The organism is Stieleria tagensis, assembly GCF_024129865.1.
GTDB lineage: Bacteria > Planctomycetota > Planctomycetia > Pirellulales > Pirellulaceae > Stieleria > Stieleria tagensis.
Map to the genome: position 1 here is coordinate 42746 of NZ_JAMYFE010000060.1, position 20769 is coordinate 63514.

Consider the following 20769-nt stretch of genomic DNA (forward strand, 5'->3'; position numbering starts at 1 on the left):
ATGCGCTCAGTCATACTTTTTAGAAGCAGATCATCAATTTCCGCGGACTGGCAATCGGGATCAACTTGTCCGACCTTGGTATGCTACTGGCGTATCAGTGGAAAAGCTTTTCATTTGGGACGTGTCTCTCGCCGGACTGCCGGACTTGAAATGAAATGGGCAATCACGATGGAAGCGTGCTGATCGAGACACGGGCGAATCACCACCAACAACATTTGCATGAAATTGAAAGCCCCTCCCAAACAAATCAACCAGAACGAAGACCGAGCGTTTACGGAGATAGTTGCGTCATGAGTATCGGCCGCCAACCAACCCAATCGAACGCGCTCGCATCGGGCATCACGCGATCGACGTCTCGCCAGGTGTGGACCGGAGCGATCGCTGCTGGCTCAGTGCTCGCAATTCTATTTACCTGCGGTCTCACGCCAACGATTGCTCAGGATGCCAACAATTCTGATGAAGTTGCTCGCTGGGACTTTGGGGCTGAAGAGACGACACCGCTATTCGCCAGTGGCAACGTGCAACGGGATCAGGCGGGGCCTCGTCCACCGGAGTTTCCCGACATGCCGGCAAATAACACTGCCGTGAAGCTCGATTCCGGTGCCTACCTATCCCTGGCCGACACCGGGTTTGACAGCGAATTTGATTTCACCAATGGCGATGCGATCACGCTGGAAGCATGGGTCAATCCGACCAGCGTGCGCGACGGCCAGGCGCAGTACATTGTCGGCAAGGGGCGAACGGGATCGCCAAAGGTTGCTCGCGACAACCAGAACTGGGCATTGCGGATCATGGGCAAAAATGGGGAAGCCCGTGTCAACTTTCTGTTCGCATCGAAGCTCTCCAGCGGTGACAAGCACTGGCATCGCTGGACATCAACGCTTGGTTTTCCCGCCGCAACCGGGTGGCATCATCTCGCGTTGACGTACGAATTTGGAAAACCAGAATCCATTCGCGGCTGGGTCAACGGCAATCCGACCGACGGCACGTGGGACATGGGCGGCCCGACAACAGAACCGCCCGTCGTCGATGATGACGAAATCCGCATCGGCAATCGGTTTGCGGGAATGCTTGATGCCGTTGCGATTCATCGCTCGGTGCTGGACGACAAGACGCTGTCCGCTCGGTTCAACCGCATGGGCGACGAGCGCGTGGTAAAACTTGCACCGGAAGTGATGCCCGATCTGGGTGAGATTCCCGCTGGTCGCGTGCTGTTTCAGATCAGCGAAAGTATGCCCGCAGGAGATCGTTGGCTGCATGAAAGTGAATCTTGGCCCGCAGAATCAATTCGCTGGCTGGGTGATTCGTTTCTGTTGCCACGGATTCCGTTGCGTTACGACGACTGGGGCATTCGCTCAAGCTGGAAGGCACCTCTGTTGCTGCGAATCGCCGGCGACATTGAATTGCCATCCAGCGAGCATCATTTTCTTGTGCGCGCCCGATCACTCAGTCGGTTGTGGATAGATGGCAAACCGGTGGCCCGTACCAAGACGGTTCGCAGCCGAGGCGGAAATCTCGAACCGATCGTGCCGATTCCCGATCCGCTGGTGCCCGGCGCCCGCCTGTTGCCGTTCCCGCAACAGGAAACCTTCACATCGATTGAAATCCCAGCGGCTGAACAAACCCAAGCGTCGGAACAAAACGGTCCGCGTACCGCACGCGTGGTTTTGGAAGTCATGGTGGGTGGCAACGGCGACCGCACGGAATCCGGCGAAGTCTGCGTGGCGATCCAACCCAATAGCGAAGGGTCGCTGTTTGTACTGCAGCCTGACATGTCGTCGCCGTTAATGCTGTCGGACGATTCGATCGAACGGGCCGTGCGTCAATTCGAATCCGATCTGATCGCGTTCGAAGACCAAACGCGCCGCACAGCCGCCGCCTCGCAAGACGTCTTCTGGCAGCAACGGCACGAACTTGCTCGGGAAACCGTCACGCCTGAGAAATCACCCGCCACCGTTTCCGACTCACATCCCATCGATCGGTTTGTAACTGAAAAGATCTCGCAAGCGATCAGCCAAGCTGCCAAGACCGACGAAGCGACCACCGCCCAGTTCCACAACGAAGTCCTGCCGATCCTGCGCGAACAGTGTTTCCGCTGCCATGGTGAAAAAGAACAGGGCGGTCTGCGGCTCAATACCCGCGAGCACGCGTTGGCAATGGGCGAGTCCGAATTGCCGGCCGTTGTGCCGGGTGATCCGGACGCCAGCGAATTGATTGTCCGCATTCGTACCGGCGAGATGCCACCGACCGACGACGGGTTGACGGAAAAGCAGATTGCCACCCTGGAAACTTGGGTGAAAGAAGGTGCCGTGTGGCCGAATCCACCACTTGCATCGGATGCGGTTGCATTGGCTCCGGTCGTCGATGACGCATCGTTCCTGCGCCGCGTCTATCTGGACTCCGTGGGCGTCGGCCCCAGTGCCGATGAAGCACGCGAATTTTTGGCCAGCGATGATTCCGACAAACGCAGCAAACTGGTCACCCAGTTGTTGCAGGACGAACGGTATGCGGACCACTGGGTCAGTTTCTGGATGGACTTGTTGGCCGAAAACCCCACGCTCTTGAATCAATCGCTCAACTCGACCGGTCCCTTTCGATGGTTTTTGTACGAATCGCTGCGGGACGGCAAATCGCTTGACCGCATGGTGACGGAATTATTGCTGATGCGCGGCAGTGCTCACGAAGGCGGGAGTGCCGGATTCGCGATGGCTGGGGAGAACGATTCGCCGATGGCGGCAAAAGGGCACATCGTGGCCTCGGCCTTCTTGGGCATCGAACTGCAGTGTGCCCGTTGTCACGATTCGCCCTACCACAGCACGACTCAAGAAGACCTGTATTCGGTGGCAGCAATGTTGAACCGAAAATCGCTAACGCCCCCTAAGACCAGCCGCGTTCCGGATGCATTCTTTGAAGGCATCGGCCGCGAGTCATTGATCCGAGTCACGTTAAAACCGGACGTGCAAGTGTTACCCAAGTGGCCATTCGCATCGTTCACCGGCGTCGAGGACGGCCCCCATATCGACACTCTGATGCGCGACCCCAAGGACTCACGCGAACGGTTGGCGGCTCTGATCACCGCGCCCGATAACCATCGCTTTGCTCAAGTGATCGTCAACCGTTTATGGAACCGCTTACTGGGGGCTGGTATCGTTCAGCCGGTGAATGACTGGGAAGGCAAGACCCCCAGCCACCCGGAACTGCTGCAATGGTTGGCCGACCAGTTGGTTTCCCACAATTACGATCCGCGGCATGTTTTGCAACAAATCATGACTTCGCAGGTCTACCAACGCCAAGCGATTGGTCGCAATCAACGGGCGGCCGCCCGGCAACGATTCTTCAACGCACCGGACCCGCGGCGCCTCGCGGCGGAACAGATTGTCGATTCGTTGTTTGCCGCGTCGGGCCGTCACATGGAGACGGGTGAACTGACGTTCGTGCACGACGGGGCCGAACCGATTGCCAAGCGGCAGAGCTTGGGCGTCCCCCAGCGATCCTGGATGTTTGCCGGGCTCAATAATGAACGCGACCGCCCCAGTTTGTCCCTGCCACGAGCTCAACCGATCGCCGACGTGCTGGAGGCTTTTGGTTGGACCGGTACCCGACAGCAACCCATCGCGGAGCGTGAAACCGATCCGAATCTGTTGCAGCCGGGCATCCTGGCCAACGGTACGCTTTCGATGTCGCTGACCCGCGCGGCCGACCATAGCCAGTTGGCCGAATTGGCTCTCGAGGCCGTATCGCCCAAGGTTCTGTTAGACTCGTTGTTCCTGCGGTTCTTGACGCGCTATCCCAGCGAACAGGAACGGTCGGACCTGATCCCGGCTTTGGCTGACGGCTTCGAATCTCGGACGGTCTCCCCCGACCAAGTGCAGCGGCCAAACGCCTTGCCACCGCTGCCTCAATCCACCTGGTCCAACCACTTGGTGCCCGAAGCCAACGACATTCAGGAACAGTGGCAGCGCAGAGTGCGCCGTGGCCCAGCTGTCGATCCACGATTGCGGCCCGAGTGGCGTGAAGTCTACGAAGATATCGTTTGGAGCTTGGTAAACCATCGAGAGTTCGTCTGGATTCCCTGATCCCCCTGTTCCTTGTGCTCGCGTCGCCGAGATTGCCCCTTTCCACCCCCACCGTATTTTCTACTCCACGAATCATAGGCGAGCCATGCACGATTCCACCCGACGACAGTTTTTGGCTAGCGGCATGGCGGCCGCCGGTGCACTGAGTGTCGCGCCGATCGCTCGAGGCAGCGCACCGCAAGCGTTGCTGCAAGGCAAAGCAGAACACGTGATTTCAATCTGGCTCGGTGGCGGCATGGGACAGATCGATACGTTTGACCCCAAAGTGAAAGGTGATCCCAAAGCCAAAAAACCAGGTTCGTATTATGATTCGATCGACACCGTGGTGGATGGCGTTCAGGTCTGCCAGCACCTGTCCTCGATGGCCAAAGTGATGGACCGCGTGACCGCCGTGCGGACGGTGAATCATGGCGTGATCGACGAACATGCCGCCGCCACCAATCGCATGCATACCGGCCGCGCGATCAGCGGAACCGTGACGTATCCCTCGCTCGGCTCGCTGATCGTGCACCAGCGCGGACCGGCCAACGCGGACGCGCCGCCCTACGTTCTGATCGGTTATCCCAATGTGACGCGCGGCCCGGGCTTTCTAGGAGCGAAATACGGCTACCTGTACCTGACCGAAACTGGGCGCGGCCCCGCTGGACTGTCTCGCCCCGACATCATCACACCACAACGTCAGAGCCGACGCGAGCGATTCCTCGCATCGCTGCGCAACAACGCCGAATCCACTGCCGTGCCCGAATTGGTCGACTACGAAGCCGCAATCCAGCAGAGCATGAAGCTAAGTGGTCCTGAGTTCAATCGCGTCTTCCACCTTGACGGTGAACCAGATGAACTACGCAATCGTTACGGGGGCGAATTTGGACAACGCTGCCTGCTGAGTCGACGATTGGTCGAACGTGGCGTGCGGTTTATCGAAGTCAGCCACAACCTGAACTTCCTGAACGGTTCGGGTTGGGACGTTCACAACAGTGGCATCGTTAACCAGCACAAGTTGATCGAAGAAATGGACACCGCCGTATCGACCTTGATCGCTGATCTCGAGGACAAAAATTTGCTGGACAAAACGCTGATCGTGATCACCAGCGAATTCGGCCGACCGCCGGAATTCGACAGCGGTGGTGGACGCGGTCATCAGGGTTCGACTTTCAGCTGTGTCCTGGCCGGCGGTGGTTTGGCCCATTGCGGGGCATGGGGGGAAACCGACGAGTTGTCCAAAAATATCGTTGCCGATCCGGTCAGCGTGCCCGATTTCTTTGCGACGATCTGTGGTTGCGTCGGCGTCGACTACACCAAGCACCTGTACGCGGGAGACCGGCCGGTTCCCGTCACCGACCAGGGAACCCCAATTGCCAGATTATTTTCCTAGAACGGTGCGAGATGCTGAACGATTTGAATCAGCCACTTCAACAGCGATACGCCACCGCTATTGTGCGTCGTCCTAATCTATTTGCTGTAGACAGGTTGCTGTAGACAGGGGCCCGTGGCTGAGGATTCCATGGGGCACTCCCAATCAAGCGACTTAGGAGTTTTGTAAGCAAACGCTCCGCTGACTTAAGTCTGCTAATGGGAAATCGCATTCCGTAGTGATGCTCGGCAGAGCGTGCAAGGCATCGGGGACGCTGCTAGAATATCGCTCCCACCCCATCGCCGAGACTGCCCAACCGGTCGCGTTCAATTGGCCGCAGGACTCATTCAACCTGTCCGCTGGGCGAAGTTGAATAGTCGTGCGGCGCGTCCCGCCAGCAGAAGCTCTCGCTCCCACCATAATTCCTCGTTCGGCGAAAAGGTTGCGGGTCCCACCCCCGGCCATTAATCGCACTGGAAGTAGATGAGGCGTTCGATGACAACTTGCCGAGTTCCCATCTGCTGCGCGGCGACCCGAATTTTGGTTTCGCTATGCTTGGCCGCCTTCTGCGGATCGCGGACCACGGCGAATGACATCAGCTTTAGCAGCGACGTGCGACCGATCCTGGCGGAGTACTGTGTGCAGTGCCATGGTCCGGACGAACAGCATCGCCAAGCCGACTTGCGGCTGGACATCGCTGACCATAGCACGGCATCCGCGATCGTGATTGGCGACCCCGATACCAGCGAAATGATCGTGCGGTTGACGACCGAGGATCCTGACATGCGGATGCCGCCCCCGGAAATGCAAAAACGGCCCTCGGCAAAGGAGATCGATGTCCTGCGACGATGGATCGCCGAGGGCGCGGAGTTCGAGGGACATTGGTCTTATCAACCAGTTCGCAATCCCGATGTCCCCAAGCCCTCCGGCCCTGCGTCCACCGATATCGATCGTTTTATCGTTGCAGCGCTGGAGAAAAATGGACTGACACTTGCCCCGCGACTGGACCGCCGACGGCTGATTCGGCGAGCAAGCTTTGACTTGGTCGGCCTGCCCCCTTCGCCCGCAGAAGTTGACGCGTTCGTCAACGACGCCAAAGAGGACAATGACGCCTTCGCAAAGGTTGTCGACCGACTACTCCAGTCGCCTCGTTACGGCGAACGTTGGGGGCGACACTGGTTAGACATCGCTCGCTATGCCGACACACACGGTGGTTCAGCTATTGGCTTCACGCGATTTCCGTTTTCGTACACCTATCGCGACTATGTGATCGGCGCCTTCAACGCAGACCTGCCCTACAACGAATTTGTTCTGCAACAACTGGCGGCCGATCAACTGGAATTGCCTACCAACGATCCCGCCCTGGCAGCGCTGGGATTCCTGACGGTCGGTATGCAGTTTCGCAGCGTGCATGATTTGATCGACGACCAGATCGACGTGGTCACGCGTGGACTGATGGGTGTGACGGTCGCCTGTGCCCGCTGTCATGATCACAAGTTCGACGAAATCCCCACCACCGATTACTACGCTCTGTACGCGACCCTTTCCAGCAGCGAGTCGCCGAGCGATTTGCCAGTGTTGGGCGAACCAACGCTGACCGAGCAGCTGCGTGACTACCGACTTCAACTGGAAAAACGGCAAACGATCAATCGCGATATGGCCCGCGACCAGACGGAGGTGATGCGAAACCGTTTGCGCAGCCAAGTCGGTTTGTATTTAACCGATTTGGCCAAGGGTGTGCCCGAACAGGACCTCTCGGCGGCGTTCTTGTCGTATCGCACCGATGATGTGCGCCCCATCGTACTGCATCGTTGGCGTCTCTATTTGAACACGCTTAGCGAACAAGATCCCGTGTTTTTTGCCTGGGTCCGCCTGCGCGATACCCCGGCGGATCAATTCCAAGCTGTGTGCGAACAACTGGCACAGACATTGAAAGCGGAGAACGGCGATCCGGCGCAGTTTAAAGATGTGCACAACATGAGCGTGGAGGCGCCGAAATGGAATCCACGAGTCCTCAGCACGCTCGAGGAAGCCAAGCCGGCATCGCTGATCGAATTGGCGGAAGCCTACGGCAAACTATTCGCGGACGTACACCTTGGATGGCTCACGGCATTGCACGAAACGTCACTGGAAGCGACGCCGGACGCAGAAATTTTCACGGATGAAGATCCACGACACGCCCAGATCAATAGTTCGATCAATCAACAGTTGCGGCGACACCTGTACGAAGCCGGCACCCCGACCGACGTGCCAGACGACGTGGCAGCCAAGCTGCTAAATCGCACGGTTTCAGACAAACTCTCGGGCAAGCGCGGGACCATCCATGACCTGCATCTGAACTCACCCGGTTCACCGCCGCGCGGCATGGTGCTGGCCGAATCGAAAACGCCGCCCGAAACCCGTGTGTTCCTCCGCGGCAACCCGACCAGTCGTGGCGAACGGGTCGAAGCAAGGTTTCTGACGGCGGTGGCTCCACACGACACCACGCCCTTTGCGGATGGACAGCGCCGCCGCGGTCTGGCCGAAGCCATCATTGATCCCCAGAACCCGCTGACCCGCCGCGTGATCGTGAACTGGATTTGGCGACATCATTTCGGATTGGGCCTGGTCCGCACGCCCGATGATCTGGGGACTCGCGGAACGCCGCCCACGCACCCCCAATTGCTCGATCATTTGGCAACTGCGTTTGCCGATGATGGTTGGTCGATCAAAAAGATGCATCGCCGGATCATGCTGTCAGACGTGTACCGACAGGCTTCCGTCGAAGATCCCGATGATCGCGGGCGTGATGCCGAAAACCGCTTGCTGTGGCGGATGCCGCGTAAACGCTTGGAAATGGAATCGATGCGGGACGCGCTGCTGGCGGTTTCAGGCGAATTGGACACGACGACCATCGGCGGTCGACCATTCGATCTGGAAACCGATCCGGCGGTCCCCCGCCGCAGCGTTTACGCACTGATCAATCGCGACATCATCTCCAATCTGTCCAGCACATTTGATGGTGCGGACCCGACGTCGTGCACGGTCAAACGTCCCGACACAATGGTTCCCCAGCAAACGCTATACGCTCTGAATTCCGCGTTCATTCAAGACCGGGCTGCCGCGGTTGCCAAACTAGCCATCGACGCGACCGCAGCGGATGAAGACCGAGTGGATTGGTTGTACCGGCGAATTTATTTGCGCCAGCCCGACCAGGAAGAACGCGCCCTGGCAGTCGCCTATGTCACTCGTCCGCAGCCCGTCGAAAACACGGCCAACAGCGACACGAGCGAGGCAGCAGCCAATATTGGCGTCGTAGGCACCAATCGATGGGCCCAGCTGGCACATGCCATGCTGGCGTCCAATGAGTTTGTTTTCTTGGATTGACCGGCTTTCCGATTCAACGAATCATCCATCGCGAATGGATCCTTCAACGAGCAAAATTATCATGGACAATTCCTTCACCTTCCCTCGCCGACAGTTTCTGCGGCGTTGTGGTTTGGGGGTCGGATCGCTGGCGCTCGCCGACATGCTGATCGGCCAGTCGGCAACCGCCGGGCCGGCAACGCATTTCCCGGCTCGCGCCCAGCATGTGATTCACATTTTTCTCAACGGCGGGATGTCGCAGGTAGACACCTTCGACCCCAAACCGGAACTGACCCGACGTGCCGGTCAGATGCTGCCGTTTGATAACCTGCAAACCGAACGAAAAACGGGGGTGGCGCTGCCGTCGCCGTTTCAGTTCAAACAGCACGGCGAATGCGGGATGCCGATTAGCGACTTGTTCCCGCGCGTGGCCGAGTGCGCAGACGATTTGGCAGTGATTCGTTCGATGTACGCCGAATTGCCCAGCCACGAAATGATGCTGATGCTGATGAACACTGGCCATTCCCGATTGGTTCGTCCAAGTTTTGGATCGTGGTTAACCTGGGGTATGGGCACCGAAAATCAGAACCTACCCGGATTCGTCGCCCTCTGCCCGGGCGGCTTGCCGGTAGCTGGCGCTGGCAACTGGCGGTCCGCGTTCCTGCCCGGCAGCTACCAGGGCACACTGGTGGACACCGCCCACTCCGATCCGACAAAGCTGATTCGTCACATCCGCAACGAACGCTTATCAAAATCGGATCAACTGGCTCAGTTAGAAGTCTTGCAGGCACTCAATGCTAGGCATCTAGCCCAACGTCCCGACGAAGCTGAGCTTGAAGCACGGATTCAGTCATTCGACTTGGCGTACCGGATGCAGATGGAAGCCACCGACGCTTTCGATACCAACCAGGAACCGGAACATATCTTGAAAATGTATGGCGAAGGGACGCAAAATCGCCAACTGCTACTGGCCCGCCGGTTGGTCGAACGCGGCGTGCGATACGTCCAGGTCTGGCACGGCGCCGGCCAACCTTGGGACAGTCACGACAACATCAAGGACTCCCACCGCAGTGTCGCGAATCAGTGTGATCAAGGTATCGCGGGCCTGATCAAAGATCTTAAGCAACGCGGCTTGCTCAGTAAGACATTGATTTTGTGTAGTGGCGAATTCGGACGCACACCCTCAGTGGAAATGGGGCAAAACGGATCGGGTGCCAGCCAGGGCCGCGATCATAACCACTGGGGATTCTCGTTGTGGATGGCCGGTGGAGGCATCAAGGGAGGCACGATCTACGGTGCGACCGATGAGTTTGGATTCAAAGCCGTCGAGAATCCGGTTTCGGTGCATGACCTACACGCCACGATGCTACACCTGTTGGGCTTTGACCACGAGCGATTGACCTACCGTTATGCCGGGCGCGACTACCGCCTGACTGATCTGTCCGGTCGCGTCGTCAATGACGTCATCGCGTAACACCCGGATTGCAAACTCCCCTGACCGCCTGGGAGGAATCTTACGACGACAGGCAAGAAGACCTCTACCGCGAGGTATCCAACATTGGCGATCGTCAGAACTTTGCCCGAGGTGTTTGGTCAGGTGTGACCAGCGACGTGGCGGACGATGAAACCGGTGCACAAGAGGGACCACGTCGGCGCACAGCAACCCGCTAGAATAGGACAAAGCGGGCGGTCTTGTGCCCAAAGTGCGACACAAATCAAATTGCGAGTTCATCATGCAACCCTCGAAACCACTTCGCCACAAATACTTTCTCGCGCTGCTGGTCGCTGGAATGGCGATGATGTCGACCACTGCACGCTTGGCCCCCGCCCAGCACGTCGACGCGAAACCGGCCACTCAACAGCCTCAAGTGAACGTCAAAGTGCTGAGGCAAGATAAGTACGAGGGCAAGATTGATGGTGAAGAGACGACAGCAACGCTGGTCGAGGTGACACTTGATCCCCTAGCCGAAAGTCCACCGCATCGCCACCCGGGGCCGGTCAGTGGATTCGTCGTCGAAGGCACGTTTGAATTCCAAGTCGAAGGAGGAGCGATCAAGACGTTCAAAGCAGGTGACTCCTTTTTTGAACCCAAGATGATCCTGCACAAAGTCGGGCGTAATCCGGACAAAGAAAAACGCACGCGTGTCCTCGCCACAATTGTACATCCGTCGAACGCAAAAACGATCATGATGATGGAGCCAACGAGTGATCCAAACGCAGCGTTGACGGTGAAGCCAACGACGGAAACGTTCGAAATCTGCGCGGTACCACGGCCCCCCGCACCAAAGAATGAAACCAACACCCTGAATTCCGGTGTAAAAGCTCCTGGTATCACCGCAGCATTCACGCCAAAGCCACTGGTCGATGGTTTACCCGTGATCGGACTGATCATTTACGATGATGTGCTACAAACCGACATCACCGCTCCGATCGATGTTTTCGCCAAACCCTCCGAAGACGGCAAGCAATTGTTCAACGTCATCACGATCGCGGAAACCTACGATGTGATCGTCAGCGAAGAGGGGCTTAAAATGCTGCCGGACTACACGTTCGACAACTCACCGAAATTAGAGATTGTGATTGTCCCGAGCGCCTACGACATGACCGAAAATGTGAAGAACAGCCGACTGGTACAGTTTGTAAGAAGCCAGAACGAAAACACACGGTACACAGTCAGCAATTGTGCTGGCGCATCGTTACTTGGCGAGGCCGGTGTCGCGGATGGACGGAAAATCGTGACTTGGATCGGCGGCGGCAATGACTTGCAAAAAAACTATCCAAAGTTAAAGGTGCAAGACGACGCCAAATTGAGCTTCGTTGAAGACGGGAAATTCCTCTCGTCCAATGGCAATCTGACGTCGTACATTTCTGCGCTTGAACTGCTTGAAAAATTGACCAGCAAAGAACATCGCAAGTTTGTTGAGTCCTATCTGTATCTGGAAAGACTACAGAATTGGAAGAACTGACCAACGGACCGAGTGGTCGGAGAATGACTGGTCGTACCCATACAAACCGTTGACAATCGAAATGACTGAATCCACCAACGCCTGGATCGACCAACAATGAATGCATGTCTCTACCAATGGGCGATTACTCGCTGCTATCTGGTTCTTGCTCTGGCGATTAGTGGAATCGCGATGAGCTCCAACGCGAGTGCACAGGAATCCACGCAGCCGAATCGCGAAACTCAGACCGCGCAACGATTCAGTCGCAGCGTGACGTTGCATCAGGAATTGAATTATCTTCTGCACCTGCCGAACGACTATGACGCCGATCGGCAGCAAGGGTGGCCACTGATGTTGTTCCTGCATGGTGCGGGCGAACGCGGCGACGACTTATCGCGAGTGAAAGTTCACGGCCCGCCAAAGTTGGTTGAAAACGGTCACAACTTTCCACTGGTGCTTGTGTCGCCTCAATGTCCCGCTGACAAGACGTGGAACGTTTCGACACTGTCAGGATTGCTGGACGATGTAATCGCGAACCACAACATCGACGTCGACCGAGTCTATCTGACAGGACTGAGCATGGGTGGCTACGGGACTTGGAGCCTTGGGATGAGCGAGCCGGAACGATTCGCAGCGATTGCGCCGATTTGTGGCGGCGGGGAGACACTGAAAACCTTGCTTGTGACGGAGTCGCGAAAAGAGACGCTCAAGAATCTTCCGGTCTGGGCGTTCCATGGGGGGAAAGACCTGGTCGTTCCACTCAGTGAATCCGAGCGGATGATTGACGCTTTGAAACGATTGGGCGCGAAGCACGCCAAGCTGACGGTCTATCCCAAAGCCGGGCACGATTCATGGACAAAAACGTACGACAACCCTGAGTTCCTGGAGTGGCTGTTGCAGCAGAAACGTACGTCGTCAAATGCAAAGCAGCTTTCCGGCAATCCGGTTTTCGAAGGCTGGTATGCTGATCCCGAAGGAATCATCTTCGGCGACACTTATTGGATCTATCCGACGTACTCGGCACCCTATGACAAGCAGGTTTTTTTTGATTGTTTTTCGTCCAAGGACTTGGTGAATTGGAAGAAACACTCGCGAATTCTCGACGCCGACGAGGTGAAGTGGGCGCATCGCGCGATGTGGGCACCGTCAATCATTGAGAAGAACGGAAAGTATTACTTCTTCTTCGGCGCCAACGACATCCAGAATGACCAAACGGTCGGCGGAATCGGCGTTGCGGTGGCCGATTCCCCTGCCGGTCCATTCAAAGACCACCTCGGCAAACCGCTCGTCGACAGGTTTCACAACGGTGCTCAACCGATCGACCAGTTCGTTTTCAAAGACGCTGATGGCACGCACTATCTGATCTACGGCGGTTGGCGACATTGCAACATCGCTCAACTGAATGATGACTTCACCGGTTTCGTTCCGCTGGACGACGGAACCATCTTCAAAGAAATCACACCGGAAGGCTACGTCGAAGGCCCGTTCATGTTCATCCGCAACGGCAAGTACTATTTCATGTGGTCAGAAGGCGGCTGGACGGGGCCGAACTATAGCGTGGCGTACGCCATCGCGGATTCTCCGTTCGGGCCGTTCAAGCGAATCGCCAAAGTGCTCCAGCAGGACCCCAGCGTCGCCACTGGTGCCGGTCACCACAGCGTGATTCACGTTCCCCATTCGAACGACTACTACGCCGTCTACCATCGTCGTCCGCTCGATGAAACGGACGGAAATTCACGCGTGACCTGTATTGACCGCATGACGTTCGACGAAAATGGATTGATCCAACCGATCAAAATCACGAACGAAGGTGTTGTCGCCAGACCGCTCAACTGATGCAGATCCAAATTGTATTGCGAACCGGCAACCGACAATCGCCTGTCCTCCTACCGAACGAAAACTTGTTTGCATCTCTATTTCCCCGCTAAGCAGGACATGCTGTGCCAGTTTTGAACCAGATTATGAATGAAGCTCGATCGTCACCACTGCTGACACTTCTGCTGACAGTCCTGCTGACAGCGGGGATGGCTGTTGTTGCTTCTGCTGCGGAAGTGAAACTTGGCAAACACAATTTCCAATTGCCCGACGGGTTTTCGATTCAGCAGATCGCCGGACCGCCATTGGTTGATCGGCCAATCTGTGCCGACTTCGACGATCAGGGGCGGCTCTATGTCGCCGACTCGTCGGGTTCAAACGCTGCGGTCGAGGAACAGGTAAAAAACCCAACGCATCGTATCGTGCGACTGGAGGATTCCAATGGTGATGGGCAGTTTGACAAATCGACCGTATTCGCAGATCGGATGATGTTCCCCGAGGGGACGCTATGGCACGACGGATCACTGTATGTTGCCGCGCCACCGAGTATCTGGAAGTTGACCGATACCGACGACGACGGTGTCGCCGACCAGCGAGAAGAATGGTGGCAGGGACAGACACTGACTCACTGCGCCAATGATTTGCATGGCCCCTACCTGGGACCGGACGGCTGGTTTTATTGGTGCAAAGGAGCCTTTGCCGAGCAAACTTATGAGCGAGAAGGTAAACCGCCCTTCGTTACCAAAGCCGCTCATCTGTTCCGCTGCCGCCCCGATGCGCCACGTGATCCGGATACAGGAAGCGTGCTCAGCAAAGCAATCGAACCGGTGATGACCGGTGGCATGGCAAACCCGGTCGATGTCACATTTACGCCGGGCGGAGAACGTGTCTTCACAACAACCTTTCTGATCCGTCCCCAAGCCGGCCTGCGAGATGGATTGATCCACGCCATCTATGGTGGCGTCTATGGTTCGCAAAATGCAGCCCGTTTAATGGGGCACCAGCGAACCGGTGATCTAATGCCACCGCTATTGCACATGGGGGCTGCAGCGCCCTGTGGATTAACACGGTATGAATCGGACGTGTTTGGCAGCGATTATCGCAACAATCTGTTTGCATGCCTGTTCAATATGCGGAAAGTGACGCGACACGTTCTTCAGCCGAATGACGCGACATTCAATTCCAGTATGGAAGATTTCGTGGTTTCCAATCACCTCGACTTCCACCCCACCGACGTGATCGAAGATGCTGACGGAAGCCTGATCGTGATCGACACGGGCGGCTGGTACAAACTTTGTTGCCCAACGTCGCAACTGGAAAAGCCAGACATTCTGGGTGCGATCTATCGTGTACGTCGCGACGATGTGCAGCATGCGGCCGACCCTCGTGGCTTGAAACTCAATTGGTCGGATTTATCCGCTTTGGATCTTGCTGCATTGCTGGACGATGCACGACCGGCGGTGCAACGACGAGCAATTCAGGAACTGGCGAACCGTGACGCCGCTGCAATTGGCCCGCTCAGCGACGTGTTGAGATCTGGCAAGCGTTCGGAGACCTCGCGCTTGGGCGCGGTCTGGGCGTTGACGCGAATCGATCACCGGCGGGCGCGCGACACCGTCAGAATCGCGTTTGACGATCGTGATCCGACCGTGCGGCAAGCGGCGATCCATTCCGCTAGCGTGCACCGTGATCCGGATGCGTGGAAAGAACTGGTCGAACTTCTGCAAAGCGAATCGGCACACAACCGACGCGCCGCTGCAGAAGCACTGGGCCGTATCGGCAACAAGGCTGCGGTCCCCGCCTTGCTGGCGGCGGCGGGCCAAGCGAATGATCGCATCAGTGAACACTCGTTGATTTTTGCGCTCATTGAAATTGCCGATGCCAAAGGGACTCGCGATCAACTCACATCCGGAAACGCTGGCTCGCGGAGTGCCGCCTTGATGGCGTTGGATCAAATGGACGGTGGCATGCTTCAGGCAGCCGATGTCGCGCCACTGCTTTCCAACCGCGATGCAACTCTGAAAGAAACCGCTGACTGGATCGTTGATCAACATCCCCAATGGGCCGCGGAACTGGCTCCCCACTTTCGCAAGCAAATCCAAGGGTTCGAATCGCTCTCACCCCAGGAATTGAAATCACTGCAAGCGAGTTTGTCTCGCTTTGCAGTGACCGATTCGATGCGTGAATTACTGGCAAAAAACCTGACTGACGATCAACTGCCCAGCGGCGCCAGGCAACTTGTGTTGCGTGCGATGTCGCAATCGAAACTGAACGAATTGCCGTCGTCGTGGGTGTCTCCACTCGCGAGTCTGTTGCGCCGCGACGATCAGACCCTGGCAGCGGAGGTGGTCAGTGTGCTACGGAACGTTCCCGCCCCAAAGACCGGAGCGGATCAGATCGTGGATGCACTGGTCCACATCAGCGCCGATCCCAAATGGCCCGATCATCTGAGACTGGAATCGCTGTGGGCGGTGCGTGAACGCGTCAGCGTGATCAACGCCGATCAATTCGATTTCGTTGCGAAACGAGTGGACGGCTCACTGCCGGTCGACACACGTGCGACGGCTGTCGAGATTCTAGCCAACGCTCAACTCGATCCCCAGCAACTGACACGGCTGACGGCACTGTTTGAAAAAGTGAGTCCGCTGGATATCAATCGGTTGTTGGCTGCCTTCGGACGATCGCGCGATGAGCAGGCCGGATTGGCGTTGGTCGAATCACTGGAACGGTCACCAGCGCGGTCGGCGCTCGATTTAGAAACGCTCAAGCGAATCCTAAAGAATTATCCGTCATCCGTTCAGCAGCACGCTGGCAAACTTTACACGTTGATCGAATCCGAAACGGCTGAACAGAGCGCTGAACTACAAAGCGTTCTAGCGTCATTGCCTGCGGGGAACGCACGCCGCGGTCAGGAAGTGTTTCACAGCGCTAAAGCGGCCTGCTCCGCCTGTCATGCGATTGGATACTTGGGTGGTCGCGTGGGACCCGACCTGACTCGCATCGCGCGAATCCGCAACCGTCGTGATCTTTTGGAGGCCGTGATCTTTCCCAGTGCATCGATGGTCCAAAACTACGAGTCCGTCACGGTGCTGACCCTCGATGGACAAATTTACAACGGACTGATTCAGCGTGAGACCGACAAGGAACTCGTACTGGCCACCGGTCCCGACAAAGAAGTTCGAATCGGCACAGGTCAGATCGAAGAAGTCAAACGGAGCAGTGTTTCCATCATGCCAACCGGCTTGGACAAGCAACTGACTTCGCAGCAACTGGCTGACCTTGTTGAGTTCCTGACGACTCGGAAATAGATCTGACGCAACAAACGAAACGCCCCATCGTTGTCGAAGGCTCCTGTTGTGCGCGTGGGATCTTTGGCAAGATCCACTACGCGAAGGTTGCATCCCATTGCTCCAGCTTGGACTGGATAAAACGGATGACCTCTTGATGTTGTTGATCCCCGCGACCTTGGAGATCGAGCGCAGGACCGAAAGCAAATCGAACGGTCTTGCTGGAATCGATCGGCCCCAGATCCTTGATCAGTTTTCCGTTTCCCCAGGCATCGGTTCGCAACGCCAGCGGGATCACCGGCACTCCGGCACGTGATGCCAGCTTGACGCCGATCGTGTTGAATTGCGCCGGATCAAAGGTTGATGCGCGCGTGGTTTGAGGAAACACGACAATCGAGATCCCGCTCTCAAGACGCTTGACGCCCTCGGTCATGACCGTCTTGAAATCCGATCGCGGGTTGTCGCGAGTAACCGCAATCGGATCCCGAGATCGAACGATGTGGCCAAAGAACGGGTAATCAAGCAAGCTTTGCTTGAGGACAAAGGTCACATTGCGAATCGGTTGAATGATCGCGGGCAACACGATGGTTTCCAACATGCTCATGTGATTGCCGACAAAAACACAGGGTGTCTTTAACCGACGAACGTGCTCGATTCCCTCGATCTCAAACCGTACCCCCACCGCCTCCAGCGCTTGCATGACTTGAAAACTGCTGCGACTCCATTCTAGCGGATCATATTTGCCTCGCTTGGCCGTTCTGCTCGACCGAAAAACGTTCGCGCAAAACTTCGAATAGAACACCGCGGTTGGAATCATCCGTTCCAGCCCGTTTGTCTTTTGTGTCGGTGTCAGGTAGTGGTCGTCTTGGTAAGCGATCAGGTCCATCGATCAATTCTGTCTGTTAAATTTACAAGCCGTCGATCAGCGTAGGCGCGATGGTAGCGGACACGCCATTCGACGTAAATGATTCCTGTTCGCTGCGAGCTTGGCGTCGCTCGCAAGTTCACGCGGCCTTTTTCTCCATTTATGATCGGCAGGCTGCGAGACGCCTCCGCTGAGATAGAATTGCGACGGTTGTTTGCGAGGACGTAAATCATCGCAACCGTCCCTGTCATCCATTCACTCGCCTGCAACCGTAAACGCCCACACAAACGGAGCCCCCAATGACGTCTTGGCCCACATGCATCCGACGCAATTTTCAACGACTTTGCGCTACGCTTCCTGTCGCCGCAGCCACGCTTGTGTCGATCGCGTTTTCGGGAATTGCACCGGCAGCGGATCCTCCCTCTCTGATCGTGCAAAAGTGCGACGACTTCGACGTGTCCGGCAAAGGAGATGCCAAGGCCTGGGAAACATGCGACTGGGTTTCGCTGAATCGTCGCGGCGACGGACAACTCGATTACACAGCTCAATTCAAAATCCTGTATTCGGACAACGGCATCTACGTCTTATTTGACGGCAGTGACAAGACGCTGACGGCAACCATGCAGGAAGATTTCCTGGACCTGTGGAACGAAGACGTCTTTGAGTGTTTTTTCTGGACCAACCCAAAGGACCCTGTTTACTTCGAGTACGAAATCTCACCACTGGGATACGAATTGCCAATCCTTGTTCCGAATCTTGGTGGAAAATTTCTTGGTTGGCGACCGTGGCACTACGATGGTGCAAGAAAGATCCAAAAGAAGGTGTCTGCTACGGGAGGCCAGAACAAGTCAATGGCGAACGTCACCGCATGGCGTGCCGAGGTCTTTATTCCGTACGCCGTTTTGGAACCGCTGCGGAACGTGCCGCCAAAAGAAGGAACGCAGTGGCGAGCCAACTTCTACCGAGTGGATTACGACGATCAAAAGGACACGGGCTGGGATTGGGCGCCGGTTGGGCCAAGCTTTCACGATACGCAAAACTTCGGCACGCTGACCTTCGGCAAGCTTGTGGAATCCGACTAGTCGGACGACTGGAACAAGGCGTTTCCGCTGTTCGAAACATTTGCAGTCAGGGCGGAGTTCTTCATCAACCGAAAGATTGGCGGCCCAGCGGGGGACGCTGTTTGAACAACGGAGAAGAGCGGTCAATGAATCCGATGTGGCATTGTCACACGTTTTAGCTTCCTGTTAGTTGCCGTTGCTCGGTGCTGCGCACGATGCCGGTGCGTGGTTGAGTGATGCGATTCCCTGGTGCCTTTCCAATAAGGAGATTTTGCATGTCAAACTTGTTTCGTAGTTCTGGTCTTGTGATTGCACTGATGATGCTGGCCATCACTTGCTTCGACAGTTCGTCTGCCCAGGCGGCGGAGGTTGAAAAATCAAACATCGTGATGTCGGTGGGTGAGATGTGTGGCGGTTGCGTGAAGAAAATCAACAAGCGTTTTGAGGGTGTGAAAGGTATTGCCAAAGTGCAGTGCAGCATCGAAAAACGCTCTGTCACTCTTGTCCCCCAGCAAGACGTTCGGCTAAGTCCGAAGGGTGTTTGGGAAATTATGGAGAGCATTGGCAAAACGCCAATGAAAATGGTGACCCCATACGGCACGTTCACTTCAAAACCGAAAAAATAGTTTCGTGCGTCGGGAGTGGGAGAGACAAGAAATCGCCCTGTCTATTTCCCGCCCCCGCGATCAGCGCTACCATTGGCGAATCGGACTTCCCCGAATCGATCGATTGGCGCCCATCGAGTCAGGCGATGCGTTGGACCGCTGTCTTGCGCCGTGACGCCTCCGTCCGGATCAGGGACACCGTCGATCGGGGAGCATGCCGCCCAACCGTCTCGGTCAATCAAGCGTTTTTAGAACTCAATCGACCACGCATGGCGCAGCATTCCAGATTTCTGCGGCATATTCAGCGATGGTGCGGTCACTCGAAAACTTTCCGCAACACGCGACGTTAATGATTGCCTTTCGCGTCCACGCTTCGGTGTCGGCGTAGAGCACGCCCAGTTTTTCCTGCGCCTCTGTGTACGACCTTAGGTCGGCTAGGTGCATGAAGAAATCTCCCTTCTCCAACAGCGCCTCTCGGATGGGCTCAAAGAGTCTCGGTTCATCCCACGCCGCCGCCGATCGCTTTCAAAAAGGCAGCCGACGGGGCCGCGAAGCCCACGGCAGCGAGCACTCCACCGCCAACCGCGGCAGCCCATCCCCATGACGCCAACCCGTCGCGCCAGTCCGCGTAGCGTCGAGCATCCATCACATTGGCCAGCATCACATGGGACGCGCCAACCAGAACGGAAACTCCCATCATCATCCGTGAGTTGGTCATGTCGAGCAGGTGGAGATGGCCGAGCAGGGAATCCGCTGGCGGTGTGAGACCGAAATAACTGCCGACCAAAACGCCATAGACGAGAGAGGTCACCGCAATCAGAAGCAGCATCGGCCGGAACCTTTGTCCCGCCGTTTGCTGCGTGACCGGTTCCCCTTGCTCCAAGTCGGCCGCTTTTGTCAACCGCGCATCTGCAGTCGTCGGACGGCCTAGCTTTCGCCACATCAATAGCAGGCCCACACTCAGCAACGCCGCGTAGCCCGCGTCAGCCAAAATCATCGCAAAGAAGATGGCGAATGAGACGAAGATGATCGACGACGGATCCCAAGTCCAATAGCCCGGCGTCATGTAAAAATTCACAAGGTCCTCGCCCGCCTCGACACGCGGCGTGTTGCGCATCAGCGTCGGTGGGTTCTCGTCAGGGGCCGGCGGTCGGCACTCGAAAATGAAACCCTGCTGTTTTGCATAGGCGGCAAGTTCATCGACATGCTCGCTCGGGGCCCAAGCTTCCATCGCAAAGATGGGGTCGCAGTCGCGGGTCTGACCGGCCGCACCGGCACGAGCCGCCGCGTCTTCCAACATCGCTTGACTGCGCGCAAACAACAGACACCATCGCGTCAGATATGCCCGTTCGGCCTGTGCGTCTTCGATCGCCAACTCGACTTCCTGCTGCCGCAGTGAGCGATGGCATCAGTTTCTGA

At 56.7% G+C, this 20769-nt stretch carries 12 protein-coding genes; 9 read left to right on the forward strand and 3 right to left on the reverse strand.

Annotated features, from left to right (window positions below):
* The first annotated feature begins 290 nt into the window (after positions 1–290).
* The 7 genes from NHH03_RS15180 to NHH03_RS15210 all read left to right on the forward strand — a co-directional run bounded on the left by NHH03_RS15180 (position 291) and on the right by NHH03_RS15210 (position 16840).
* On the forward strand, positions 291–4076 hold the full coding sequence (locus tag NHH03_RS15180) for a DUF1553 domain-containing protein (RefSeq protein WP_253157527.1): 3786 nt from the start codon (positions 291–293) through the stop codon (positions 4074–4076).
* Positions 4077–4161: 85 nt separating this feature from the next.
* Entirely contained in the window at positions 4162–5448 is a 1287-nt protein-coding gene (locus NHH03_RS15185; protein ID WP_390895572.1) for a DUF1501 domain-containing protein, read from the forward strand.
* Between the two features lie 474 nt (positions 5449–5922).
* Positions 5923–8793 (forward strand): PSD1 and planctomycete cytochrome C domain-containing protein, encoded by a 2871-nt coding sequence (locus tag NHH03_RS15190; RefSeq protein WP_253157530.1) that lies wholly within the window; start codon positions 5923–5925, stop codon positions 8791–8793.
* 61 nt (positions 8794–8854) lie between these two features.
* Positions 8855–10246, forward strand: coding sequence for a DUF1501 domain-containing protein (locus tag NHH03_RS15195; protein WP_253157532.1), 1392 nt, complete (start codon positions 8855–8857; stop codon positions 10244–10246).
* A gap of 259 nt (positions 10247–10505) precedes the next feature.
* Positions 10506–11738 (forward strand): DJ-1/PfpI family protein, encoded by a 1233-nt coding sequence (locus NHH03_RS15200; RefSeq protein ID WP_253157535.1) that lies wholly within the window; start codon positions 10506–10508, stop codon positions 11736–11738.
* Positions 11739–11909: 171 nt separating this feature from the next.
* A complete protein-coding gene (locus tag NHH03_RS15205; RefSeq protein ID WP_253157537.1) occupies positions 11910–13553 on the forward strand; it encodes a family 43 glycosylhydrolase in 1644 nt (547 codons plus the stop codon).
* Positions 13554–13678: 125 nt separating this feature from the next.
* Complete coding sequence (locus NHH03_RS15210; protein WP_253157540.1) at positions 13679–16840, forward strand: PVC-type heme-binding CxxCH protein; 3162 nt, start codon at positions 13679–13681, stop codon at positions 16838–16840.
* Positions 16841–16916: 76 nt separating this feature from the next.
* On the opposite strand, the gene NHH03_RS15215 is transcribed toward NHH03_RS15210, so the two are convergent.
* The gene (locus NHH03_RS15215) at positions 16917–17705 is read right to left on the reverse strand and encodes a lysophospholipid acyltransferase family protein (protein ID WP_253157543.1); all 789 of its coding nucleotides are present in this window, start codon (positions 17703–17705) and stop codon (positions 16917–16919) included.
* A gap of 278 nt (positions 17706–17983) precedes the next feature.
* On the opposite strand from NHH03_RS15215, the gene NHH03_RS15220 reads away from it, so the two are divergent.
* Positions 17984–18766, forward strand: a complete 783-nt coding sequence (locus NHH03_RS15220; RefSeq protein WP_253157546.1) for a carbohydrate-binding family 9-like protein — start codon at positions 17984–17986, stop codon at positions 18764–18766.
* A gap of 299 nt (positions 18767–19065) precedes the next feature.
* Positions 19066–19371 carry a cation transporter gene (locus tag NHH03_RS15225; protein WP_390895573.1) on the forward strand — a complete coding sequence of 102 codons (306 nt, stop codon included), beginning with the start codon at positions 19066–19068 and terminating at the stop codon, positions 19369–19371.
* A 234-nt stretch (positions 19372–19605) separates the two neighbouring features.
* Here the strand turns inward: NHH03_RS15225 and NHH03_RS15230 are convergent, their stop codons facing one another.
* Both NHH03_RS15230 and NHH03_RS15235 read right to left on the reverse strand, forming a co-directional pair.
* Positions 19606–19794, reverse strand: a complete 189-nt coding sequence (locus tag NHH03_RS15230) for a glycogen/starch/alpha-glucan phosphorylase (RefSeq protein WP_253157551.1) — start codon at positions 19792–19794, stop codon at positions 19606–19608.
* A gap of 55 nt (positions 19795–19849) precedes the next feature.
* Positions 19850–20725 (reverse strand): hypothetical protein, encoded by an 876-nt coding sequence (locus tag NHH03_RS15235; RefSeq protein ID WP_253157553.1) that lies wholly within the window; start codon positions 20723–20725, stop codon positions 19850–19852.
* Between the last annotated feature and the right edge of the window lie 44 nt (positions 20726–20769).